Annotated in this window: 23 protein-coding genes; 7 read left to right on the top strand and 16 right to left on the bottom strand. The window is 44.9% G+C overall.

From position 1 onward, the window contains the following. Positions 1-312 precede the first annotated feature (312 nt). Both SWH54_14410 and SWH54_14405 read left to right on the top strand, forming a co-directional pair. Positions 313-1,551 (top strand): integron integrase, encoded by a 1,239-nt coding sequence (locus SWH54_14410; GenBank protein MDY6792451.1) that lies wholly within the window; start codon positions 313-315, stop codon positions 1,549-1,551. Positions 1,552-1,582: 31 nt separating this feature from the next. After that, positions 1,583-1,822: a MoaD/ThiS family protein gene (locus tag SWH54_14405; protein ID MDY6792450.1), complete on the top strand. Its 240-nt coding sequence runs from the start codon at positions 1,583-1,585 to the stop codon at positions 1,820-1,822. Between the two features lie 225 nt (positions 1,823-2,047). Here the strand turns inward: SWH54_14405 and SWH54_14400 are convergent, their stop codons facing one another. From SWH54_14400 to serC, 3 genes are all read right to left on the bottom strand, one after another. Next, complete coding sequence (locus SWH54_14400; protein ID MDY6792449.1) at positions 2,048-2,650, bottom strand: hypothetical protein; 603 nt, start codon at positions 2,648-2,650, stop codon at positions 2,048-2,050. Between the two features lie 103 nt (positions 2,651-2,753). Further along, on the bottom strand, positions 2,754-4,490 hold the full coding sequence (locus SWH54_14395; GenBank protein ID MDY6792448.1) for an aldehyde ferredoxin oxidoreductase C-terminal domain-containing protein: 1,737 nt from the start codon (positions 4,488-4,490) through the stop codon (positions 2,754-2,756). Between the two features lie 157 nt (positions 4,491-4,647). Beyond that, entirely contained in the window at positions 4,648-5,736 is a 1,089-nt protein-coding gene (serC, locus tag SWH54_14390) for a 3-phosphoserine/phosphohydroxythreonine transaminase (GenBank protein MDY6792447.1), read from the bottom strand. 251 nt (positions 5,737-5,987) lie between these two features. Between serC and hisD the strand changes: the two genes are divergently transcribed. Next, the gene (gene hisD / locus SWH54_14385) at positions 5,988-7,286 is read left to right on the top strand and encodes a histidinol dehydrogenase (protein ID MDY6792446.1); all 1,299 of its coding nucleotides are present in this window, start codon (positions 5,988-5,990) and stop codon (positions 7,284-7,286) included. Between the two features lie 122 nt (positions 7,287-7,408). Further along, on the top strand, positions 7,409-7,780 hold the full coding sequence (locus tag SWH54_14380) for a four helix bundle protein (protein ID MDY6792445.1): 372 nt from the start codon (positions 7,409-7,411) through the stop codon (positions 7,778-7,780). Between the two features lie 99 nt (positions 7,781-7,879). Here the strand turns inward: SWH54_14380 and SWH54_14375 are convergent, their stop codons facing one another. From SWH54_14375 to SWH54_14365, 3 genes are read right to left on the bottom strand one after another with little or no spacing between them, the layout of a single operon-like run. Continuing rightward, positions 7,880-9,355: a leucyl aminopeptidase gene (locus SWH54_14375; GenBank protein ID MDY6792444.1), complete on the bottom strand. Its 1,476-nt coding sequence runs from the start codon at positions 9,353-9,355 to the stop codon at positions 7,880-7,882. Positions 9,356-9,382: 27 nt separating this feature from the next. Continuing rightward, positions 9,383-10,732, bottom strand: a complete 1,350-nt coding sequence (locus SWH54_14370; GenBank protein ID MDY6792443.1) for a radical SAM protein — start codon at positions 10,730-10,732, stop codon at positions 9,383-9,385. Positions 10,733-10,752: 20 nt separating this feature from the next. Beyond that, a complete protein-coding gene (locus SWH54_14365) occupies positions 10,753-11,226 on the bottom strand; it encodes an Lrp/AsnC family transcriptional regulator (GenBank protein MDY6792442.1) in 474 nt (157 codons plus the stop codon). Positions 11,227-11,483: 257 nt separating this feature from the next. Between SWH54_14365 and SWH54_14360 the strand changes: the two genes are divergently transcribed. Further along, positions 11,484-11,723 carry a DUF6364 family protein gene (locus SWH54_14360; protein MDY6792441.1) on the top strand — a complete coding sequence of 80 codons (240 nt, stop codon included), beginning with the start codon at positions 11,484-11,486 and terminating at the stop codon, positions 11,721-11,723. Next, positions 11,710-12,129, top strand: coding sequence for a PIN domain-containing protein (locus SWH54_14355; protein MDY6792440.1), 420 nt, complete (start codon positions 11,710-11,712; stop codon positions 12,127-12,129). The genes SWH54_14360 and SWH54_14355 overlap by 14 nt, the downstream gene beginning before the upstream one ends. Positions 12,130-12,159: 30 nt before the next feature. Here SWH54_14355 and rsmI read toward each other — a convergent pair whose 3' ends face one another. From rsmI to ffh, 10 genes are all read right to left on the bottom strand, one after another. Next, positions 12,160-13,038 (bottom strand): 16S rRNA (cytidine(1402)-2'-O)-methyltransferase, encoded by an 879-nt coding sequence (rsmI, locus tag SWH54_14350; protein MDY6792439.1) that lies wholly within the window; start codon positions 13,036-13,038, stop codon positions 12,160-12,162. Beyond that, positions 13,013-13,384, bottom strand: coding sequence for a YraN family protein (locus SWH54_14345; protein MDY6792438.1), 372 nt, complete (start codon positions 13,382-13,384; stop codon positions 13,013-13,015). The genes rsmI and SWH54_14345 overlap by 26 nt, the downstream gene beginning before the upstream one ends. 32 nt (positions 13,385-13,416) lie before the next feature. Further along, positions 13,417-14,025, bottom strand: a complete 609-nt coding sequence (locus SWH54_14340) for a ribonuclease HII (protein ID MDY6792437.1) — start codon at positions 14,023-14,025, stop codon at positions 13,417-13,419. 164 nt (positions 14,026-14,189) lie between these two features. After that, the gene (rplS, locus tag SWH54_14335; protein ID MDY6792436.1) at positions 14,190-14,540 is read right to left on the bottom strand and encodes a 50S ribosomal protein L19; all 351 of its coding nucleotides are present in this window, start codon (positions 14,538-14,540) and stop codon (positions 14,190-14,192) included. Positions 14,541-14,590: 50 nt separating this feature from the next. Then, positions 14,591-15,175, bottom strand: a complete 585-nt coding sequence (locus SWH54_14330) for an RNA methyltransferase (protein ID MDY6792435.1) — start codon at positions 15,173-15,175, stop codon at positions 14,591-14,593. Between the two features lie 26 nt (positions 15,176-15,201). Continuing rightward, positions 15,202-15,981 carry a tRNA (guanosine(37)-N1)-methyltransferase TrmD gene (trmD, locus tag SWH54_14325; GenBank protein ID MDY6792434.1) on the bottom strand — a complete coding sequence of 260 codons (780 nt, stop codon included), beginning with the start codon at positions 15,979-15,981 and terminating at the stop codon, positions 15,202-15,204. A gap of 9 nt (positions 15,982-15,990) precedes the next feature. Further along, positions 15,991-16,503: a ribosome maturation factor RimM gene (gene rimM / locus SWH54_14320; GenBank protein MDY6792433.1), complete on the bottom strand. Its 513-nt coding sequence runs from the start codon at positions 16,501-16,503 to the stop codon at positions 15,991-15,993. A 7-nt stretch (positions 16,504-16,510) separates the two neighbouring features. Then, positions 16,511-16,741, bottom strand: a complete 231-nt coding sequence (locus SWH54_14315; GenBank protein MDY6792432.1) for a KH domain-containing protein — start codon at positions 16,739-16,741, stop codon at positions 16,511-16,513. Positions 16,742-16,894: 153 nt separating this feature from the next. Next, positions 16,895-17,149: a 30S ribosomal protein S16 gene (rpsP, locus tag SWH54_14310; protein ID MDY6792431.1), complete on the bottom strand. Its 255-nt coding sequence runs from the start codon at positions 17,147-17,149 to the stop codon at positions 16,895-16,897. Positions 17,150-17,162: 13 nt separating this feature from the next. Continuing rightward, on the bottom strand, positions 17,163-18,494 hold the full coding sequence (ffh, locus tag SWH54_14305; GenBank protein ID MDY6792430.1) for a signal recognition particle protein: 1,332 nt from the start codon (positions 18,492-18,494) through the stop codon (positions 17,163-17,165). Positions 18,495-18,627: 133 nt separating this feature from the next. Here ffh and rlmN point away from each other — a divergent pair, with 133 nt between their 5' ends. Then, the gene (gene rlmN / locus SWH54_14300; GenBank protein ID MDY6792429.1) at positions 18,628-19,680 is read left to right on the top strand and encodes a 23S rRNA (adenine(2503)-C(2))-methyltransferase RlmN; all 1,053 of its coding nucleotides are present in this window, start codon (positions 18,628-18,630) and stop codon (positions 19,678-19,680) included. Positions 19,681-19,968: the final 288 nt, after the last annotated feature.

The following is a 19,968-nucleotide window of genomic DNA, read 5'->3' as shown; positions in this document are numbered from 1 at the left end:
AAAGGAATATCAGGCCTAATAAGCTGATTTCAAATCGATCCCTCTTGATATCGTCACTAAATCGTATTATATTAATTAGTTAGAAGCTTTTATAAAATTTTAACCGGACACTAATGAACAATTATATATGGATATATGGTGACCTGTCAAGTTGCTTGTTATTATAATAATATAATTACAAATAGATAGATAGATAATTGGATGATTATTGGAAATATAATTTAAAGCTTGATTTTTGTCATAATGTGTGAAATAGATAAGAATTATTTATATTATGTTGAGTCAATATAAAAATAGATAAAATTATTTATCATGAAAAATTACGAAAATTACCTACTCTTAAAAGCAGCTATTCCTGAGAAACAAGTCCCTTATTATTTATCCTGGGTGTCCCGGTTTTATAATTATTGCGGTAAAGAACCAGAAGAACCGGTTACACAAAAGGAAATTGAGAGCTTCTTAATGGGGCTATCCAAAAAGAGAGAAGACTGGCAGGTACAGCAGGCAAAAGAGGCGATTAATCTATTTCAGTTTGTGAAAAGAAAGGGAGAACGGTCCGGAGAGAATAAAGGGATTGAGAGTGATAAAAAATGGACCGCTACGGCACAGGAAATGATTCGCATGCTCCGTCTGAAACAAAGATCATTTAGTACCGAAAAGACCTATGTTTCATGGATCAGGCGGTTTTATCAGTTTCTGGAAGGCAAGGCGCCCGATGCTTTGGAAAAACAGGATATCATCGATTTTCTGTCACATCTTGCAGTAAATAGTAAGATTGGCTTTTCAACTCAGAATCAGGCCTTTAACGCCCTGTTGTTTTTTTATCGGTATGTGTTGGAAAAAGATGCGGGAGATCTGAATCAGGTGGTACGGGCAAAAAAACGAAAAAGATTGCCGGTTGTTTTATCGAAACAGGAAATTTTGCAGTTATTTGATCATTTAAAAGAAACACAACTTTTGATGGCCAGGATCATCTATGGCGGAGGTCTTCGACTAAATGAATGCCTCAAGCTCCGTATCAAGGATATTGATTTTGAGCGAAGCTGTGTGATGATCCGCTCAGGTAAGGGAGACAAGGATCGTCAAACACTGCTACCGGAAAGCCTGAAAAATGATATGCGTGAGCATATAGATTCAGTTAGAAACCTATACGATAAAGATCGAAAAGAGAATTTGTCCGGTGTTCATATGCCAAATGCTCTGGGGCGAAAGTATCCCAACGCTTCCCGGGAGTGGTTATGGTACTGGTTATTTCCCTCCCGCACACTGTCAGTTGATCCAAGAACCAAAAAGATCAGGCGCCATCACCTGCATCATAATACCCTCCAGCGGAGTATTCGAAAGGCATCGCAGCGTGCACGGATTGCTAAAAAAGTCAGTGTTCATACATTAAGACACAGTTTTGCTACGCACCTACTTGAAAAAGGGTACGACATTCGAACGATTCAGGAGCTTCTCGGTCACTCAAATGTCCAGACCACCATGATATATACACATGTGGCAACTAAAAATAGACTTGGGGTAAAAAGTCCGCTGGATGTATTGGGGTAATTATTTAATCAAATTTCGGGAGTGTGTGGAAATGAAAATCGAAGTCAATCTTTATGCAACCCTTAAAAAATATTTGAAAAATGAAACCGGGGGAAATCCATCGGTAATCGATGTAATACAGGGCGTGTGCGTGAAAGATGTGATACAAAAACTGAAAATACCTGAGGATTCCGTTAAACTGATCTTTATAAACGGCGTGCACGCCAAAACAGATTCCACTTTAAAAAATGGCGACCGGCTGGGGCTTTTTCCACCGGTAGGAGGGGGTTAGTTTCTTAATGATTTTATACCTACAAGGCAACTTACAAGCTTTATTTAGCAACAACTTCTTTTTATATCATGTGATATTGTTGTGGGTTCCGAGTTTCGAGTTACGGGTTTTAAAAAGGATTGTTTCCGCTTAACATACTCGCAACACGCAGCTCGTAACCCGGAACACTTACTCGATAGACAAACGAGTAAGCAAAAGACGTATTACGGTTAGCTATAAATGTCTTTATAGGGTTATTTGCAGTAACACCTGTTTCCCCTGCCAGTCATTCTCCATGAGTTTTTCCGGGCCGATCTCGTGGTCGTCCTTAATCGCTGTTTTACATCCGGCCATAAAAACGCTTTCATTTCGAGCCACGATATCAAAAAAATCTTCTCCCTTGACGGAAATTCCCTGCTGTAAAAAAAGAGGTCCCAGCTCCCGCACGATCAGGTTAAACAGTTTGATGGTCACCTCGCCTTTCTCCTTCTTATCCGATGCAATAGCCTTATCATGAGAAATCTGCCTGCGCATGGGGGCATACCATCCGCCTTTTCTTAAGGTTGCTCCTAAAACGCCAGGCATGGCTGCTGAAAGAGCAAGGGTTGATCCGGGTTGGATAATAGCAGCGTCGACATCGTCAACTGTTTTGTAATCCAGAAAGATGGTCTGAATTCTTTCTGCCAAATATTCATCCCGGATACCGAGTTGTCCGCAGAGCAATTCCTTTACCGAACAGCCTGTCCGGGAGTATATGATAAATCCCTGGGAAAGGAGCTGATAAAAAATCACGATTAGCTTTTTTTTCAGGGTCAGACTTAGATTGATGTTCGCTTTGTTATGACGCATGAATGCCTCGTCACCCGGGTTCGATAAACATGAGACCCGGAAAATAAAATGGGGAGACCCAAAAACGGTCTCCCCATAAATTCAAAGCAAAAAGGCTTGGTTGCTACCAGTTATACACCTGATCCAGTTCGTCATCTGAAACCTGGAAGGCAATGTTATGGGGCGGCAAGGCCTCTTTGTTAAAAAATTCAGGCAGACGGTCATCCTTATTGGTGAAACCGGCCTTTTCATTGAATTCTCTTTCGTTTTTGAGAATCGCTTTTCCCAGATTGGTGACATCATCGGCGGTCAGAGGCGCACCGGTAAAACCGCTGATTAAATCGAGCAGCGCCTGAAAGGTGTCTTCCTGATCCAAAATGGCAAAGGCAATAAATAGACACATGCCGGTGGCATCGACAGCCGCGGTGGCGATTTGAAGATTCCTGGAAAGCTCTACCTGTCCTTCGGGCTTCAAGGGGTCCACATCGCCTCCCACCTTTAAAAGGTTGGTGGCAACCGCATAACCTGCGGTGTGATCCGCCCCCATGGTGCTGGTGGCATAGGTGACCCCAATACCCTGAACCGCTCTGGGATCATAAGCCGGAAGGGCCTGGCCTTTGACCACCGGAACTCTTTCAACGCCGAATACTTTACCGGTTACCGCAGCGCCGTTTCCCAGGATGCGCCCCAATGGGGTTCCTTGGCCGACTTCTTTGATCAGGTTAATGGCTGCCTCTGCATCTCCGAACTTGGCGATTCCCGCTTCCATGGCCACACCGATGGTGGCACCCATTTCAATGGTGTCGAGTCCGAAATCGTCATCAAGACGATCAAGCATGGCAATTGAATCCAGATCGTCAATTCCGCAGTTGCCGCCATGGGCCCATACCGTTTCATATTCCGGTTGCTTGGTTAGGAAGTTGCCGTCCTTGTCATTATAAATCCCGGAGCATTGAATGATGCATCCTTTGTGGCAGCCGTGGGTGGCCTTGCCGCCGCGGGCGGTTTCCGTTTCAGCCTGGGTTTCACCGCTGATCTTGGAAGCACCGTCAAAACGGCCCGATGCAAAATTATTGGTGGGATATCCGCCGGCTTCATTGACCACGTTGGTCAAAACATTGGTTCCGTAAGCCGGAAGACCTTCACCAGTCACCGGATGTTTTTTCAGGCCCTGGGTAAAGGCCTTGTTGGCTTCCTTGAACTTATCGGGATCTTTGGGCGCTCTGAATGAGGTTCCGCTGTCATCGAGCACGATTACCTTGACTCCCTTGCTACCCATGACCGCACCTACGCCGCCACGTCCCGCATGACGGGTGGGCCGCAACTCCATGTCGGTAAAAGCCACCGAAGCGGCCGACATCTTCATTTCACCGGCAGGCCCGATGGAGACACAGGCAATCTTATCCCCGTAGGCCCCTTTCATTTTGTCGACAAGGTCATAGTTCCCCAGCATTTTCAAGCTGTTGTCAGGTTCTATTTTTACACCGTCCTTGTTGATGAATACTTTGAACAGGGTATCATCTTTCGGTTTTCCTTCCAGAACGATAGCTGCATATCCCAGCCTGGCAAGAACCTGGGCACCCTGTCCTCCGGAGTTGGCCTCCTTGATTCCACCGGTAAGCGGGCTCTTACAACCAACGGAAATTCGGCCCGACTGAACGGCAGCGCTGCCGCTAAGCATACCCGGTGCGATAACCAGCTTGTTATTTTCCCCCAGGGGGTGACAAAGGGGCGGGACCTCCTTTGCGACAATTCCGGAGGTCATGGCACGACCGCCAAGACCGGCATAGTCACCGACAGGTTGAACATCGATCTTGGGGCCGCCATCGGCTCCCATGTCTATCCTTAAAATTTTGTCCATCTTTCTGCCTCCTTTTGGTATGGATGGTTTGTAAGCTGCCCGAACGGGGCAATATATATCTTATTACAACGATATAGCAAGTATTTGACCTTACCACCGCCCGGTACTCTATCGTTATTGAGTACCCGGGTTGAAGCAAGCTGTTATCTGGTTACCGTTAGCCGTTTTTGTCGGCAAAATTTTTCATAAAATCGACCAGGGTTTCTATAGCTTGTAAAGGGGTTGCATTATAAATGGAGGCCCTGCAGCCCCCCACGCTGCGGTGCCCCTTCAGACCGCCAAGGTCGTTTTCCAATGCTTCCTGGACAAAGCGCTTTTCCAGGTCTTCATTGGGAAGGCGGAAGGTGACGTTCATCAAAGAACGGCTGTCCGCCTGGGCCGTTGCCCGGTAAAAGTCGCTGGAATCGAGAAAATTGTAAATAAGCTGCCCCTTCTCCTGGTTGAATGATTCCATCTTGTCAAGGCCGCCTATGGTTTCTTCCAGCCATTTTAACACCAGTTGAATGGTATAAACCGCAAAACATGGAGGAGTGTTATACATGGAATTTTTAGTCGCATAGGTTGAATATTTCAGCATGGAAGGCAGTGTGTCGGGCACCATATTTAAAAAATCGTCCCGTATGATGGCCATGCATACACCGGCAGGGCCGATATTTTTTTGGGCACCTGCATAAATAAAACCGAATTTCTCAGCGTCAAAGGGCCGGCTCATGATGTCGGAGGACATGTCGGCAATTAAAGGAACCCCCTTGGTATCGGGAAACGCTGCCCATTGGGTTCCTTTGATGGTGTTATTGGAGGTAATGTGGACAAATGTCGCATCGCTGCTGAATGGAATGTCCTGGGGGATGTATGAATAGTTTTTATCTTCAGAAGAGGCCACCACTTTGATCGCCTTGCCCTGAATTTGGGCCTCCTTTATTGCCTTGGTGGACCACGTCCCCGTATCCACATAGTCGGCAGACTTATCTCCGGAAAGAAAATTCATGGGAATCATGCAAAATTGCATGCTGGCGCCTCCCTGGATAAACAGGACATGAAAGTTGTCGTCCAGGCTTAACAGTCGCTTGGTTCTGGCAACCGCATCGTTTATCACATCGTCAAACCATTTGGACCGGTGGCTGATTTCAGTAATCGACATTCCGGACGAGTCAAAGTTTAAGAATGATTCTTTGATTTCCTCAAGCACCTCAAGGGGAAGGGCGGCAGGTCCGGCGTTAAAGTTGTAAATTCGATTGTATTTCATGTTTTTTCCCTCCCGATTTATAGAGTTTTAATGTTTTTATTTTACAGATGGCGAAAAATATGTCAATCAGTAATGTATAAATATAAAAGTAAGATAACTAGTATATGAAAGAATCGTTATGATTAGTCAATATAAGAATAATAAAGACTGAAATTTTAAAGGAGTTGACACGCTAAAAAACGAAATGACCCAAACTAACCCTTCGACAAATGTTGTTTTGGGTTGACTACCAACCAGGGAAAGAAACAGTCATGAAAATTTATCATTATCCTGCAAAATCAGCGGAAAAAAAACTTTTAGCCATTATAAATCGTAGCATCGATTTTAAGAAAAAGGACGTGCTTTATGTCACGCGGATTCTTGAAGATGTCCGAAAAAATGGAGATAAAGCCCTGGTTAAATACGCCAACCGCTTTGATTCACCGGCTCTGACCGAAAAATCGATTAAGGTATCAAAAAAAGAAATCGATGCCGCAGCAAAAAAAGTGAACCGGTCTTTTGTCCGCTCTTTAAACCGTGCGGCCAAACAGATAGAGGCCTTCCATCAGCGGCAGCTGGAAAAATCCTGGATCAATACCGACAGGTCCGGTACGGTTTTAGGACAACTGGTGAATCCGGTGGATACCGCCGGGGTTTATGTCCCGGGAGCAAAGGGCGGCAAGACCCCGCTGGTTTCTTCCGTACTGATGGGCGTGATACCTGCAAAAGTCGCCGGTGTCAGGCGGATTATCATGGTAACACCGTCAACTGAGGATGGAGGGGTGAACCCTCATCTTCTGTTTGCCGCAAAGAAAACCGGCATCGATGAAATTTATAAGGTGGGAAGTGCCTGGGCCGTTGCCGCACTTGCTTACGGCACCCGAACGATCGATAAAGTGGATGTAATCGTCGGACCCGGGAATATTTATGTGGCCCTGGCAAAAAAGATTGTATCCGGCACAGCCGGAATCGATATGATCGCAGGTCCCAGTGAGATTCTGATTGTGGCGGATAATACGGCGGAACCGGAATTTCTGGCAGCAGATCTCCTTTCCCAGGCGGAGCATGACGTTCTGGCTTCAGCCGTGCTGGTGACCGATTCCCTGGAAACGGCCAAAGCAACTGCCGGCGCTGTGGAAAAACAGATCGAACATCTATCCAGGAAAGACATTGCCAAAAAATCACTCTCCAGATACGGCGCAATCATGGTGGTGCCGGATATGACGGCTGCCATCAAACTGGCCAACCGGATTGCACCGGAACACCTTGAGATTCAGACCCAACAGCCCTTTGAATATATCGGCCAGATCAGAAATGCCGGGGCGGTATTTTTGGGCCAATACACGCCTGAGCCGGTGGGTGATTATATGGCCGGTCCCAACCACGTCCTTCCCACCTCCGGTACCGCAAGATTTGCTTCAGCCCTTTCGGTGGATCACTTTGTCAAAAAGACCAGCCTGATTCATTATTCGAAAGAGGCCTTTAAAAAAGAGGCAGCAGACATCATCCGTCTGGCACAGATCGAAGGACTGGAGGCGCATGCAAATTCGGTAAAGGTAAGGTTAAAATAGAAACACGATCATATACCACAAAGCTGCTAACCTATTGTTACGCTTGACGAACTGTTGAACGTTTACTGAAAAAATAAACATCGAACATCGAACGTCCAACATCGAATGTTGAATGGAAAAAGATGAAAAAACAAGCGTATGACTTGGAAGAAAGGCTTCTCAGCTATTCGGTGAGAATCATCAAGACCGTTGAGAAGCTTCCTAATACCAGAACGGGAAACCATGTTGCGGGCCAATTGTTAAGATCAGGAACATCACCCTATCCAAACCATGGTGAAGCCCAGGCAGCGGAATCTCCTAAGGACTTTATCCATAAACTTCGTATTTCATTAAAGGAACTGAGAGAAACCCAGCGATGGTTAAAACTTATCCAGCGTGTGCCACTCATTAAGAAACCCGAACTACTAAATCATATTTTAGAAGAAACAGAAGAATTAATTAAGATTTTCGTAACGAGTATCAAAACGGCTGAAAAAAATACAAATAGTCACTGAACGTTTGTTTTTCATTCGATGTTGGACGTTCAATGTTCGATGTTCGACGTTCATCTTTTAAAAACAATTTGACACATAAGGGAAAATACACTCAACCTCCTATTTTCCCAGCTTTTGTATCACATCACAAATCAGCCGCACCCCAAAGCCGGTGCCTCCGGCAGGGCAGTATGCGTTTTCTTTTTTATTGTATGCGGGGCCTGCAATGTCGATATGGGCCCACCGGGTATCTGAAACAAACTCCGATAAAAAGAGAGCCGCAGTAATGGCACCTCCCCACCGGGTATTCGGCATGTTATTGATATCGGCAAAATCGCTTTTCAGCAATTCCTTGTAATCTTCGGGCAGGGGAAGTCGCCAGCAGCGTTCATGCAATTTTTCCCCGGATTGAATAATCATTTCGGCCAAATCATGGTCCGCGGAAAACACCCCGGCAAGCTTCTCGCCCAAGGCGACCACGCAAGCCCCGGTAAGCGTGGCCATATCAATCAACACCTGGGGCTTATATTGCTTAATCGCATAGGACATGGCATCCGCCAGTATCAGCCGACCTTCGGCATCTGTATTTCCGATTTCAACCGTTTTCCCGCTAAAACTTTTGACAATATCCCCCGGACGGGTCGCGTCTCCCGAGAGCATGTTTTCAACAATAGGAAGAACTCCGATCACCCGAACTTTGGGTTTAACAGCGGCAGTGGCAATCAGTGCGGATGCAACTGTGGCCGCACCGGCCATATCCATCTTCATGGTCTCAAGAGATCCGGTCGGTTTCAAGTTGATACCGCCCGAGTCAAAAGTGACTCCTTTGCCAACCAGAACAATCGTTTTTTTAAATGTTTTCGGCTTATACTCAAGGGCAACCATGCAAGGCTTGCTGCCACTTCCCTTTGCCACGGCCAGCATGGCGCCGAACTTTTTTTGTCGCAAAATATTTTCGCTTAATACATTTACTTTAAGATTCGCTTTTTTTGCCGCTGTTGCAATTGATCTGGCGAACTGCTCCGGTCTTTTATCATTGGAAGGTGTATTCACCCAGTCGCGGGTTAAAACGGTTCCCCTACATACCGCCTCAATTTTAGCCGGCAGTTTTCTAAAACCCTTTGCCGTATCAGGCTCCACCAAAAAGTGAATGGCCCGAAGTGCCTTTTGTTTCTTTTCCTTCTTGTATCGATTAAAAATATGGTTCCCCAGAAAGGCACCCTCTAAAAGAGGCTGCAAAATCTGGGACATTTCCATGTTTAACTTTTTTACAGCAGGAACGGCAATTAAAACCTGGAACAGGTTTTTACTGATACATTTTTTTACCGCTTTGCCGGACATGTTGCGAAATGTTTCACCATCAATCTTCTTGGCCTTTCCCAGACCGAAAAGGAGGACCCTTTCCACCTTGATTCCAGCAGGGCCAAACAGAATGATTTCGTCATCTTTCTTTCCGCTAAACTCTTTGAGTTTCTTGGCCTTGTTGATAATAGACACTATGGCGCGATTTTCATGTATCTGCGCGTCTTCACCAACCGGGATAACCAGGGTTTCAATTTTTGTCTTTTTCAAATCAACGGTTTTCAGTTGCAGCATAATCAGAATCTCCTTATTAGTGGTTATTCAATTTGTATTCCTGGCTGCCAGACCTTTCAGGTAGGATATTTTTTCCCAGGAAAAGTTTTCCTGCTGGCAGGGAAATATGGCGTTGTTGGTAAATACAGGGTCGGATTCCAGGTCATAACGGGACGCGGCAACTGCCCGGTCCCACAACATAGTATGCGGAATCGGTGAATAATATGCAAGCACGGGAATGATCCCCTGATGGATGACCTCTTTAATCGAATACTCTATGGAACTTCCGGTCTGGCCGGGAAGCCCCACCAGGAGATATGCCCCGATCTGCTCTTTGCTGAATCCCGCTTGCTTCAGATAGATAACGGCCTCTTTGAATTCTGCCAGTGTGACCTTTCTGTCCATTTCATTTCTAAAATCAAACATAGCGCTTTCCAGCCCCAGACGCAACGTTTTAAAACCTGCCTTAAACATCAGGGAAGCCGTCTTTTTTGAAATTCCCCGTATATGCACCGCATTGGGAGTGTGAAAACGCACCTTCAAGCCTGCACCAATGATCTCTTCCAGCATGGGAATGGCATGATTTGGGGCATCTACCAGGAGCGCATCATCGTAAAATACAAAATCAGCGACATTATATTTTTCATGCCAGAATTTTATCTCTTTAACAACCGACCTCGCTTCTCGAAGCATTCTGTTTGGATCTAAAAAGTGGGATGCGCAGTAGGCGCAGGAAAAAGGACAACCTTTCGAAGTCAGCAGCGGCACATAGGTAATTTTATGTTGAAGATCAAAGGCAGGATAAGGGTAGGTATTAAGATCATGCGGATCAAACCTGCGAGTGGCAAAATAACCGGTATACTCGCCGGCGAGTGTCAGAATGGATTCTTCCCCGCGTTCTGCCACCACCCGGTCTGCTCCACAATTCGCTTTGGCGTGATCGGTGCAAAGGGTTGCATAAATTCCGCCAAGGACAACCGGTACCTCGGGATATACTTCCTTTACTATTTTTATGGTTTCCTTCAGCCCGGGATACCAGTAGGTCATCAGCGAAGTCACAAAAATAAGATCGGGCTGTTGCATTGAACGCAGATCTTGTTTAAACCATTTTAGCTTAACTCCATACCGGCTATAGTGGCGTGAAACATCTTCAAGTCCGTTGGGTTTTGGAATCCGCACCTTTAAAAATGGACCCCGGCCGTGTCTGGCATATGGATCGGTTTTGGGTGCATGGGGATGGAACCTGTCCAGGCAGTCGATATAGGCGACCTTGAACCCATGCCTCCTTAAGATTGAGGCGATGGATAAAAGTCCCAACGGTTTGGCCCAGAAATCGTAAGCAGCGAAGTCGTGTATCCAGGGATTTATCAGGAGGATGAAAGGTTTGTCCGGTTTCACTTTAGTCAGGCTAAAATTTTTTACGAAGTTGAAAAATATTGCATTGAAGTTTTCTTAAGTTCCCTGCGGCTAAAAAGGAGTTTATAGTTTTTCACACGGCTCTCATCGGACATCGTCCGGGCAATTTTTCTGCACATTTCTTCATCTTTGGCGTGAACCATGGTATAAAGATTGTAGGGCCATTCATCAGTGGGATTGCGTCTGTAACAGTGGGACACTTCTTTAAAGGATGACATCTTCTCCCCAACTTCTTCCATCCGTTCTTCATCAACGATCCAGGCGACCATGGCATTGGCGGCAAACCCTGATTTCTGATGGCGAATGGTGGCACCAAAACGCCTGATGACCCCCCGGTCACAAAGATCTTTTAATGTCTCCAGGAGCGTCTCTTCCGATATATTCAACCGGTTAGATATTTCAAGGTACGGGCGGCTGATTACCGGGATATCTCCCTGGATGGAGGCAATGATTTTCTTTTCAAGTTCTGTCAGCATCGGATGATTTAAAAATGATAGTCCTAAAAAGTCAAGGAGTTTTAAATATGAGATGCTCCTTTCTTATTTAAACCTCAAGATTTTTTATGATCATCGCCAAAGCTAAATTATGATTCTGGGTTTGGCAATCATAAAAAGGATTCCAAGATTCGAGTGTTCTTCCATAGAACATAAAGTATAGGCTTGTCGGATTTTTGTTGACATTTCTCATTAAAACACCCATAATAAGTGTAAAAGGGTTTAAGGGTGGGAGGTGCATGATGCCAAATATTACGCTGAGTGTAGAAAAAGAGGTGATTAAAAAGGTGCGTAAAATTGCCATTGACAAAGATACAACTCTAACTGCCATGGTCAGGGACTTTCTCAGGTCGGTTGCCGACCGTGATATGCAGGAAAAAGAAAGGTCTGTCCAAAAGCTGTTGGAAACTTTTATGCGTTGCAGCAGAGATATGGGTAAGCGTACTTGGAAAAGAGAGGAACTTTATGACCGGCAGTGATTTTTTTGATACAAATATTCTTGTATATGCTTATGATAGTCATGAGCCTGATAAACAGAAAAAAGCGCAGGATATGCTCAAGCAGGGAATAATAAATGGGAATGCTGTGATATCCACACAAGTTCTGGGTGAATTTTTTACTGTTGTTACCAGAAGAATTCCGCAACCGATATCAGTTTTTGATGCCAGCGAAATAATAAACAATGTGTCTGTGATGAATGTACAAGAGATTGATTTGCTAATCGTAAAACGGGCCATAGAGACACTGGATACTTATAAAATATCGTACTGGGATTCTCTGATTGTGGCTGCCGCTGAAGGGGCCGGATGTGAAAGAATAATGACCGAAGATCTCAACCACGAACAACTCTATTATGGAATAATCGCAACAAATCCGTTTAGTTAAAATTGGCCTTGTAGAATGTTTTGAAATGAGTCATCTGCCTTTTATCTTCAACGCCTCGTGGTAAATGAGATTTTTGGCAACATGATGCTTTTTGGATACTTTTTTAACCACCTCGGACAACCGTATTTCTTCTCCCTTCAGACAGTTAACAATATCATCCCTGACCGCATCCATGGATACATCTGTCGTTGAATCACTTGCAGAAACCAGCAGGGTAATTTCGCCTTTTATTGAGGGTCGTTTTTTTAATTTTTTTTTGATTTCAGATAGATGGCCCCGAATAAATTCTTCGTAGCGTTTGGTCATTTCACGTGCCAAAACCGCATAGCGGTCCCCCATTGTTTCAATGATTTCATCCAAAAAGGATATAACCCTGCGGGGGGATTCATAAAATACCATGGTTCTATTTTCATCGGCAAGTTCCTGAAGCTGTTTTTGTCGTTTTTGTTTTTTTTTGGCCGCAAACCCGATGAAAATAAAAGAATCGGTGGCCAGACCTGAAGCACTCAGAGCAGCAGTAGCGGCTGATACGCCCGGTATCGGGATGACCCGAATGTTTTTTGCAACGGCCTCCTTTATCAACCGGTAACCCGGGTCAGACACGGATGGCGTTCCGGCATCCGATAACAGAGCAATGGATAGACCTTTTTCCAGTTTACCAATCAGTGCGGGTGTTCGCCTGGTTGCATTGTGTTCGTGGTAGGAAAGAAGCTTGTTCTTGATGTTATGATCAGCCAGCAGTTTACCTGTTTCCCGGGTGTCTTCGGCAGCAATCAGGTCCACTTCTCCAAGAACATTAATCGCTCTTACGGTAATATCATCTTTATTACCAATGGGAGTGGCGACAATAAAAAGCTTCCCTCCCTTTTTTTTGTCCGGGTAATCATCCGTAGGCGAGTTCAAAGGCATTTTTTATTATTTCAATACTCGGGTGTTCATGAGAAGATACAATGGATACCACATCGAACCGGGCTTTGGCATGACTTTGCATGGTTGTTTTCAGGTACTGGAGAGCCACCATGGATATCTTTCTTTGTTTTTGTGGGGTGATTGCCCATTTGGGATTTCCGAACTTATTCGATTTTCTGGATTTAACCTCAATAAAGGCGATGGCGCCTTTTTCTTTGGCAATAATATCGATCTCTCCCAGCTTGGTACGAAAATTTTGCTCTATGATTTTATATCCCTGCTTTTTAAGATAGCTCACCGCAAGCGATTCACTTTTTTTCCCAAATTGTTGCCGGCGATTTGGCATATATAGTTTCCGTGTTTACTGCGTTTATTGGATCATAAATATTCTTTAACTCCACGAAAGGTCTGGCGGTGAATGGGGCACAAGCCATATTTTCGGATGGCTTCTTTGTGAGCCGTGGTTGGATATCCCTTATGCTTGGCAAATCCAAACTGCGGATAATCCTCATGATATCTTACCATCAATCGATCTCGCGTCACTTTGGCAACGATAGATGCGGCCGCAATTGAAATGCTCAATGCATCACCTTTGGGTATCGCTTCCTGCGGCATGTCTGCCGGAATCTGAAATGTGCCGTCTATGAGGAGCCAGTCAGGCTGGGGGCTCAGGTTTTTTACCGATATGGACATGGAGAGGAGAGAGGCTTTTAGAATGTTTATGCGATCTATTTCCACCGGGTCAACAATCCCAATGCCGATGGAAACCGCATGCCGGTAAATCTTCTCATAAAGCGCTTCACGTTTTTTCGCTGCCACTTTCTTGGAATCGGTCACCCCTGAAACCGGAAAGATAACCGGAAGAACAACGGCCGCAGAAACGACAGGGCCAGCCAGAGGACCTCTGCCGGCTTCATCTACGCCTGCAACTGCCCGATAGCCTTTTTCCAAAGCTTTCTCTTCAAAAGACTTCACATCCGATTCCATGAAATCAGCCCTGACTGCTGATTAAAAAGCCAAGGGGTGGTCCCCCATGCCACCACATACAAAATTGAAAGACCACACTTTAACTATCGCCAACTGTTCGGCCTGTTCGGAACCAAAAGGCGGGACAATCTTCACCCGGTGAACACTTATGATTATTGCAATGGCTACTGGTCCAGCCGCCGCTCTTTTATCCTTGCAGCCTTACCCCGCAGTTTACGCAAATAATAGATTTTTGCGCGCCGTACACGGCCTCTGGCAACCACTTCAATTTTGTCTATAATGGGAGAATGGAGCTGGAAGATGCGCTCAACCCCGACGCCGTAAGATACTTTTCGCACGGTAAATGTGGCGTTTGTGGTTCCTTTTCGCTTACTTATCACCACGCCTTGAAATATCTGAATCCGTTCTTTCTCACCTTCTCTTATTTTAACGTGAACCTTAACCGTATCTCCCGCTTTAAAATCCGGAAGATCGAGACGCATCATTTCTCTTTCTAACTGTTTAATTTTTTCCATATTAAAAAATTCCCTTAATAAAATCCGCCGAAAGCGTAAAATTTAAGTTATTATGTTTCATTTGCCAATAATCTGTCCAGAATAACAGCCGTAGCGGACCTCACCGAGAGGTGATTGTAGTCCGCAGTTCCCTTAATAGGCGCAAGCACATAATCCACGCCAGCAATAAAGCCGTCCGAAAGCCCCCATGCTGTGCCCATCAATAGGAGATATGGCTTACCGTTTTTTAACAAGCCCCGAAGCTCACCATAACTTATACTTTTAAAACGGTTTTTGGCACTGGTGACAACGGTCTTGGGTGAAACACTGCAGCTGTTACGAATATCGTCATAAACTTTTTCTAAAGTCTCCTCTGTACGGATCAGTTTCAAGGCTTCCCGCCTGGTTGGATTATACCTGGCACCCAAGCCTTCGGTCCAGTGAGATACAATTTTTTCCACCAGTGCTTTCTGGTCTGCAAGGGGTGTCACCACATAAAATGATTTTATTCCGTATGTTTTTGCCGCCCTGGCAATATCATGCAAATCCAGATTTGTAACCGCAGACGCAATGACATCGCCGTTTTTATTAACCACCGGATAGTGAAGCAGGGCCACATAAAGATTTGGTAAATTTGAATTTTTAGAATCGTTCACCACAGTATTCCAAGTTAAAACTTTTTTTAACTTTTTGGTTTTTCATGTCCTCCCTGGTTTAAATTGATTATTTTTTCAATATCTTGACACCATTTTTGCAGAATTTCTATTTCCCCATTATCCAAAGGCCTTTTTTGTAGCAAGTCCTTTCTCTTCAAAAAGGTCCGGATAAGTGATGTTTCCATACGCCACTTCTCTATCTCTCGGTGGTGTCCGGACAACAGGACTTCCGGAACCTCTTCTCCTTCAAAATTGCGCGGTCTGGTGTATTGTGCATGCTCCAGAAGACCGCCTGAAAATGAATCCTTCGCCGCCGAATCGCTGCCACCGAGGATTCCTGGGATCAGTCGGGTCACTGCATCAATGAGGACCATGGCAGCAAGTTCGCCACCGGTCAGCACATAATCCCCCAAAGAAACTTCGTGATCGATGAACTCTTGGCAGATCCGCTCATCCATACCCTCGTAGCGCCCGCAAACCAGGATAAGCCCGCTGTAACATTTGAATTCATTGGCCAATTGGTGATCAAAAACACGCCCGGCCGGCGTAAGCAGGATGGTTTTTGCCGATGGCACTTCTTTTTTTGCAGCCCGTATGGCACCTGCAACCGGCTCCGGTTTCATGAGCATACCGCACCCGCCGCCGTATGGTCTGTCATCTGTCACATGGTGTTTATCCAGCGCAAAATCTCTGATATTTATGGCTGACACCCGGATCTTTTTCTCTTCTATCGCTTTTCTTATAATCCCATGGTCTGAAAACAGACGAAACATCTCAGGGAAGATGGTCAGGGCGATAAAATTCATTATGTTGAGTCATAAACCTTCCGGCAGATCGACCTGCATTATTTTTAAGTTGAAATCGATTTTCTTCACCACGGATTCGAGTGCGGGAACCATCACTTCACGGCAACCGGCGGTATCCTTTACCACATACACATCGTTGCTCCCGGTGGGAATGATTGATTCAACGCGGCCCAAATATTGATCTTCAATGGTATATACCGCCAAACCGATGATATCGAACCAGTAGTAGGTACCGTCTTCCAGTTCGGGGAGCTTTTCTTTATTGATAAAAAGCTCGGACCCAATAAGTGTTTTGGCCTCTTCACGGCAGCTTACCCCCTTCAAAGATAATAAAAAGCCCCGCGCATGAGGCTTCACCCAATTTATCTCATATGTTTTTTCCAGCCCTTCGGGGTTTTTTAAAAGGATAAGTCTATCAGATTCAAAAGCAGATAACGATTCAGAATATACGTAGACCTTACTGGTTCCCTTGATACCATGAGCCCCCGTGATTTTGCCAATGAGAAGAAAGCTTTCCTTCACCACGTTATTATTCTATAATCTCGAGAACCGTGCGCTTTTTTATCTTGGCGGAAGCTGCGCTTAAAATAGTCCTCATTGCCCGCGCAGTTCTTCCCTGCTTACCGATAACCTTGCCAAGATCCTCTTTGGCAACTTTAAGCTCAAGTACCGAGGTTTGATTGCCCTCAACCTCGGAAACCGTGACGTCTTCAGGGTGGTCAACCAGTGCTTTAGCGATGTAACCAATCAGATCTTTCATAGCTCCCTCTCCTTTGTTAGCGTGTTAGCGGTTGAGTATTCAGGCTCGTTGACATGACCATTTTATAAAACCGTAAAAGTCCAGGTCTACCTGTGCGAATCCTTAAACTGAAATCCCGCTTTAGCAAAACATCTTTCAAAGGTCTATTAAGTGCTATTTATTCATAGCAAAAAACCCTTCTTTTTTCAAAAGACTTTTTACGGTATCTGAAGGAATGGCACCCTGACCCATCCAGTATTTGATCCGTTCCTTTTTAACAGAAACTTCTACCGGTTCCACCAGAGGGTTATAGGTGCCCACGCTTTCTAAATACCTGCCATCCCTTGGGCTTTCATTATCAGCAACAACTATTCGGTAAAACGGTCTTTTTTTTGCTCCATGTCTGGCCAATCTGATTTTTACTGACATTTTGGTCTCTCCTTTAAAAAGGCAGCATTCCACGGCCCATTGACCGCATACCGCCTTTGTTAAATTTTTTCATCATTTTCATTACCTGGGTGTAATTTTTCAAAAGTCTGTTTACATCTTGAACACGGGTTCCGCTTCCTTTGGCAATTCTTTTTCTGCGACTGCCATTTATAATGGTATGTTTATGTCGTTCCTGGGTCGTCATGGAATTAATCATGGCTTCAACCTTGACGAGTTCTCTATCATCCACCTTAAGGTTTTTCATGTGCTTGCTGTTTCCCACCCCGGGAATCATCTTCAGCAAATCTGATACGGAGCCCATTTTTCGAATCTGAACCATCTGGTCGCGAAAATCCTCCAAGGTAAATTGGCTTTTTCTTAACTTTTTTTCAATTTCAGCCGCATTTTTTTCATCAACCATCGACTGGGCTTTTTCAATAAAGGTGAGGACATCTCCCATCCCCAGAATACTGGAAGACATTCTGTCCGGATGAAAAGGCTCCAGATCGCTTAATTTTTCACCGACACCGACAAATTTGATCGGTTTATGGGTAATGGACTTGATGGAAAGGGCTGCTCCGCCCCGAGCATCACCATCCATTTTAGTCAGGACGACACCGCCGATACCCAGAGCGTCATCAAATGATTTTGAGATATTTACCGCATCCTGACCTGTCATGGCATCCGCCACCAGCAGTATGTCAGACGGTTTGAGAACACCCTTAATATTTACCAGCTCTGCCATCAACTCTTCATCAATATGCAAACGGCCAGCGGTATCAAGAATCAGCGTATCACATCCTTCTTTTTGAGCTGCCGTTCGGGCATCTTTGCATATGGTCACCGGGTCCATTTCCATGGTCGAAGGGAATACGGAAACATTTACCTGTTCCCCCAGCTTTTGGAGTTGATCAATGGCAGCAGGACGATAAACATCTGCCGGAACCAGGTAAGGCTGCCGCCCCTTCCCTCTTAAAAAAACAGCAATTTTCCCGCAGGTGGTGGTCTTGCCTGATCCCTGCAAACCAACCAACATGATGGAAACCGGTTTTGGGCCTGAAAGGTTTAATGCTTCATGGCTCGAGCCCATCAGTCGGGTTAATTCATCATTAACAATTTTAATGACCTGCTGGCCCGGCGTCAGGCTTGACATGACCTCCTGGCCCAGAGCGCGTTCCTTTATATCAGCAATAAACTTTTTAACCACTCGATAGTGGACATCGGCTTCAAGCAGGGCCATACGTACTTCTTTTAAACCCTCCTCAATATTTTTCTCACTTAATTTCCCATGCCCTTTGAGCTTTTTAAATACCAGGGCAAGTTTATCACTTAAATTTTCAAACATTGGTATTTTTATCTGTGTCTTGTTTTGATTGCGGCAAACGCTTTTGGCAGGCCAAAAGCGTGAATACCTATTGATTATTAAAATCTAATAGATTAATATTTCATATTTTTTATGTCAAGAAAAATTAAACCCAATGTTATTCGCCGACAAAGACAACACAGATATTAAAGAACTGTCAGCTAAGCACCTGGCGTCATGGCTTAAGAATAATGGAATTGAGCCTTACCGATCGGTACAGATTTTAAAGTGGATCTATCTTAAGCAGGCGGATTCATTTGACCTCATGACCGATTTAAGCAAAGAGGTTAGAAAACTCCTGTCCGACCATTTTTCCATCAAGCGCCTGGAAAAAGTAACCACCAAAATATCGCAGGATGGTTCCAGAAAATATCTTTTCAGGCTTCAAGACGGAAATCATATTGAAAGCGTCCTTATCCCTGAAAAAGATCACTATACGCTCTGCATATCCAGCCAGGTAGGCTGTGCCCAGGGGTGCCGCTTCTGTCTTACCGCCAAAGACGGATTTACGCGTAATCTTACCAAAGGTGAAATTGTTAGCCAGATACGTGATGTGAAAAAAAATCATGCGGGCCCAAAACCGGTAACCAACATTGTTTTCATGGGAATGGGTGAACCTCTGGCAAATTATAAAAACGTGGTTGATGCCGTTGACATCATTTTAAACAACAGCTTTGGCCTTGGGTTTTCCAGTCGCAAGGTAACGATCTCAACAGCGGGTCTGGTTCAAAAGCTTTCGGATCTTGGCAAAGAAACAGAGGTTAATCTGGCTGTATCCTTAAATGCCACCGACAATGACACGCGCAGCCGGCTCATGCCGATAAATAAAAAATATCCCATTGAAAAGTTGCTGGATGCCTGCCGCAGGTATCATTTAAAACCCCGCAGAAGAATTACCTTTGAATATATTCTGTTAAAAGGAATAAACGATTCCTCTGAAGATGCCTATCGGTTGGTTAAACTGCTCCGGCCGATCAGGGCCAAAATAAACCTGATTCCTTTTAATGAGTATGAAGGAAGCGTTTTCAGACGGCCGGAAGAATCGGTTTTAAACCGATTTCTTGAGATTCTGCACCAAAACGGCTATACGGCCATCATTCGCCACAGCAAGGGGCGGGACATATGTGCGGCATGCGGGCAGCTCAGAGCGAAAATTGGGAGATCATGATCCGGCGTAAGTCTGAATGCAACACATTCTATTAAATACTGAACTATGAATTAAAAGAAAAAATGAACGTCCAACATCGAACGTTGAACACTGAATATCGAATAATGAAATCGCTTCGCTCCATCGGTTTAAATCGGCAGAATACCTTATTCAAAATTCGATGTTGTACGTTTCCGGGTAGAACTGGGAGGTTACCCTCCCAGAGCCCCCACAGACCCGTACGAGCGCAATTAACGCATACGGTTCCTCAGGTTATGGCTTCGCTACACGTATGAATGCACTATTCTC

Source organism: Thermodesulfobacteriota bacterium (assembly GCA_034189135.1).
Taxonomy (GTDB): domain Bacteria; phylum Desulfobacterota; class Desulfobacteria; order Desulfobacterales; family JAUWMJ01; genus JAUWMJ01.
Note: the sequence above shows the minus strand (reverse complement) of the source record. Positions and strands in the feature narration are given on the sequence as shown.

Excerpts from the sequence above, each read along its gene's own strand:
- SWH54_14410 (MDY6792451.1), top strand. The coding sequence starts at position 313 with ATGAAAAATTACGAAAATTACCTACTCTTAAAAGCAGCTATTCCTGAG.
- SWH54_14405 (MDY6792450.1), top strand. The coding sequence starts at position 1,583 with ATGAAAATCGAAGTCAATCTTTATGCAACCCTTAAAAAATATTTGAAA.
- SWH54_14400 (MDY6792449.1), bottom strand. The coding sequence starts at position 2,650 with ATGCGTCATAACAAAGCGAACATCAATCTAAGTCTGACCCTGAAAAAA.
- SWH54_14395 (MDY6792448.1), bottom strand. The coding sequence starts at position 4,490 with ATGGACAAAATTTTAAGGATAGACATGGGAGCCGATGGCGGCCCCAAG.
- serC (MDY6792447.1), bottom strand. The coding sequence starts at position 5,736 with ATGAAATACAATCGAATTTACAACTTTAACGCCGGACCTGCCGCCCTT.
- hisD (MDY6792446.1), top strand. The coding sequence starts at position 5,988 with ATGAAAATTTATCATTATCCTGCAAAATCAGCGGAAAAAAAACTTTTA.
- SWH54_14380 (MDY6792445.1), top strand. The coding sequence starts at position 7,409 with ATGAAAAAACAAGCGTATGACTTGGAAGAAAGGCTTCTCAGCTATTCG.
- SWH54_14375 (MDY6792444.1), bottom strand. The coding sequence starts at position 9,355 with ATGCTGCAACTGAAAACCGTTGATTTGAAAAAGACAAAAATTGAAACC.
- SWH54_14365 (MDY6792442.1), bottom strand. The coding sequence starts at position 11,226 with ATGCTGACAGAACTTGAAAAGAAAATCATTGCCTCCATCCAGGGAGAT.
- SWH54_14360 (MDY6792441.1), top strand. The coding sequence starts at position 11,484 with ATGATGCCAAATATTACGCTGAGTGTAGAAAAAGAGGTGATTAAAAAG.
- SWH54_14355 (MDY6792440.1), top strand. The coding sequence starts at position 11,710 with ATGACCGGCAGTGATTTTTTTGATACAAATATTCTTGTATATGCTTAT.
- rsmI (MDY6792439.1), bottom strand. The coding sequence starts at position 13,038 with ATGCCTTTGAACTCGCCTACGGATGATTACCCGGACAAAAAAAAGGGA.
- SWH54_14345 (MDY6792438.1), bottom strand. The coding sequence starts at position 13,384 with ATGCCAAATCGCCGGCAACAATTTGGGAAAAAAAGTGAATCGCTTGCG.
- SWH54_14340 (MDY6792437.1), bottom strand. The coding sequence starts at position 14,025 with ATGGAATCGGATGTGAAGTCTTTTGAAGAGAAAGCTTTGGAAAAAGGC.
- rplS (MDY6792436.1), bottom strand. The coding sequence starts at position 14,540 with ATGGAAAAAATTAAACAGTTAGAAAGAGAAATGATGCGTCTCGATCTT.
- trmD (MDY6792434.1), bottom strand. The coding sequence starts at position 15,981 with ATGAATTTTATCGCCCTGACCATCTTCCCTGAGATGTTTCGTCTGTTT.
- SWH54_14315 (MDY6792432.1), bottom strand. The coding sequence starts at position 16,741 with ATGAAAGATCTGATTGGTTACATCGCTAAAGCACTGGTTGACCACCCT.
- rpsP (MDY6792431.1), bottom strand. The coding sequence starts at position 17,149 with ATGTCAGTAAAAATCAGATTGGCCAGACATGGAGCAAAAAAAAGACCG.
- ffh (MDY6792430.1), bottom strand. The coding sequence starts at position 18,494 with ATGTTTGAAAATTTAAGTGATAAACTTGCCCTGGTATTTAAAAAGCTC.
- rlmN (MDY6792429.1), top strand. The coding sequence starts at position 18,628 with ATGTTATTCGCCGACAAAGACAACACAGATATTAAAGAACTGTCAGCT.